Raw genomic sequence first — 2,641 nt, forward strand, 5'->3', positions numbered from 1 at the left:
ACATAACGCTTGCAGCAGGGGCGGCGAACACAGTGAGGCGTCCCTTTTGCCTGCACTTGTTAAGTGGCCCTGGCCGCTACGATGGTTGGGCTGGCGAGACTCCATTGATATTTTTGGCACCTGACCTCACCGCCAGCAGATTAATCTATTTTCTGTTTTTTGCTGAGCACTGATTCAGAGTCACTGAGGAGAAAAAAAAGCAAAGCACTTGTAAATGGTTGTCTATTGCTCAGAACTGAAGGACTCCGAACTCTGTGCTGTCGTGGCACAAGGAAAGAAAACCTGAAACCTCTTGCCAGCTCCGCCCAAAATTGAGAAACAGCATACTGCTTGCGCTGGCATTGCAAGAAGGATAATACACCTGATCTTGATCGCCAGATGGTACACACTTTCTTCTTTCTACTTGTACGGCACTTTCATATTACTAACCAATCTATGCACCCTGTCACTTAACGCTTGCATGAGCCGCGCGCCTTAGGCGCGTCGGGTAGAGCCCCCTGGGGCGGAACGTACTCGATGCACTTGTTAGCACTATGGTCTACCTTTTTGAATGATATCTATAGTGTCTTTATAGTCATTTTGAATAGATTCTATCCTTTTTTCTGTAGTTGTTATTTTGCATTCAGTTTCGATAAATCGTTGTAAACTACCACCCTCGTATATATTAGAAACACTCAAACAATGTTTATCCCTGTACTCTTTCCATGAATTGTTTGATTCTAATAATAAAGATATTCCTTTTTCATTACTTATAACTTTTGATATTTCTGATATTTTTCTTTCAAGTTTCAATTCAACATTCTCTAGATTTTTTCCTAAACAGATATTCATTTCATACTGCGTACTTGCTAAAGTACAGTCGTCTAAAGCAAATATTGGTATGGATAAAAACGAAAGCAAGATAAACATGAAGATTTTCATTTGACCTCCATATCAAATAAATGCTTTTCTGCGATTCTTCTGTTTGTGAGCCCTTTTACTTCAATTTTTCTACCTCCAATGGTCATTTTATTCCATTTTAGGAATTCATCAGAGGCCTTGTTGGACTGTTTTGAATTTAAATATTTTAATAAAGTTGAGTTACGAAACTGTGGGCCACCAATATTGAATACGAACGAGACTAACGCATCATATTGGTTCTGATTAAGAGTACTAGTTACACTACCTTTTATAGTGCTTTCTGCTATTAATATATCCTTTCTAAGTAACTCCTTTGCTCTTTTGACAGTTATGCCTTTAAGAAATGGCTTTTCGCTAGGAACGATCCCGTTACAAACACCTTTATGTATTAGGTGGCCTACACCAATAGTACAATGACCAGAATTCTTACCTAAGTCATTATATCGTGTTAACTGTATGCCTCCTTCCAGTTTTATTAAATGATCTAAACCTACATCACTGATTTTCACTTACATTTCCTCTTTTTATTTTGAGCACAGAATAGTGCTAACGCCAATTTCAGGGGCTGCGCCGCAGGCGCAGTCCCCTGGTAATTTTTGTTAGGCGCTGGGCTCAATTCTAATTGCTATGTTTTCTTGATATATGAGACATTATTACAGAAAATGTAGCAACTAATTGTATCCCACAGTGCAAAGGGCAGCTGACTTTTTGAGATTTATTTTTGTCCAAACTTCCTAAGAAGGAAGCTTCAAAGTGTGTTTTATGATGCGAACTTCTTTTATGCTCTTCTTGAAACTCTTGGCCACAAGAGGGGTAGGAGCATGGAAACTTTCTTTTCCGAGTTTTACTATCAATGTAAGACTTGTGACCACCAGAGCTTCTGGAAGATAAAGACCTTTGCTCTGTTCCAGGTTCAAAAGATTGTACTTGAATTAAAGGAGGAGGTGGTGGCAATGTATGCTGAAAATGTATCGGTTGCGAAAATAATAAAAATTGTTGTTGACTATAAATCGAAATTGCTTCCTGAATTAGTGATTGAACCAGCGAGTTTGCTGCTTCACTATCTAAAGTTTCTTGGTGGGGATTATTAGAAAAAACTGAAATAATTGCTTGCTCAGAGTGGTTAATTGCATCATCTAGGGTTACACCAGCTCTGGTTGAAATTTTTAAACTAAAACCAGACTGAAGCGAAAAAAAGTATTCATCAGCTTTCAGAGTCATGCAAATAATTACAAGACAATAAACTGATATATGGATTTTGCTCATAACTGCCCAATAGCTCATCATAAAGTTATAACAGTAAAGCATAACCCTGTGATTGCGCCTAACGCTTGCAGCAGGGGCGGCGAACACAGTGAGGCGTCCCTTTTGCCTGCACTTGTTAAGTGGCCCTGGCCGCCACGATGGTTGGGCTGGCGAGACTCCATTGATATTTTTGGCACCTGACCTCACCGCCAGCAGATTAATCTATTTTCTGTTTTTTGCTGAGCACTGATTCAGAGTCACTGAGGAGAAAAAAAAGCAAAGCACTTGTAAATGGTTGTCTATTGCTCAGAACTGAAGGACTCCGAACTCTGTGCTGTCGTGGCACAAGGAAAGAAAACCTGAAACCTCTTGCCAGCTCCGCCCAAAATTGAGAAACAGCATACTGCTTGCGCTGGCATTGCAAGAAGGATAATACACCTGATCTTGATCGCCAGATGGTACACACCTTCTTCTTTCTACTTGTACGGCACTTTCA

3 protein-coding genes are annotated in these 2,641 nt (G+C 39.9%); all 3 read right to left on the minus strand.

The features are described 5' to 3' along the window. Positions 1–531: 531 nt before the first annotated feature. Positions 532–921 carry a lysozyme inhibitor LprI family protein gene (locus GZ78_RS16115; RefSeq protein ID WP_034837951.1) on the minus strand — a complete coding sequence of 130 codons (390 nt, stop codon included), beginning with the start codon at positions 919–921 and terminating at the stop codon, positions 532–534. Beyond that, positions 918–1,409 (minus strand): lysozyme, encoded by a 492-nt coding sequence (locus GZ78_RS16120; RefSeq protein ID WP_034837954.1) that lies wholly within the window; start codon positions 1,407–1,409, stop codon positions 918–920. The genes GZ78_RS16115 and GZ78_RS16120 overlap by 4 nt, the downstream gene beginning before the upstream one ends. 109 nt (positions 1,410–1,518) lie before the next feature. Further along, entirely contained in the window at positions 1,519–2,121 is a 603-nt protein-coding gene (locus GZ78_RS28990; RefSeq protein ID WP_152558776.1) for a hypothetical protein, read from the minus strand. Positions 2,122–2,641 lie beyond the last annotated feature (520 nt).

This window comes from Endozoicomonas numazuensis, from assembly GCF_000722635.1.
GTDB lineage: Bacteria > Pseudomonadota > Gammaproteobacteria > Pseudomonadales > Endozoicomonadaceae > Endozoicomonas_A > Endozoicomonas_A numazuensis.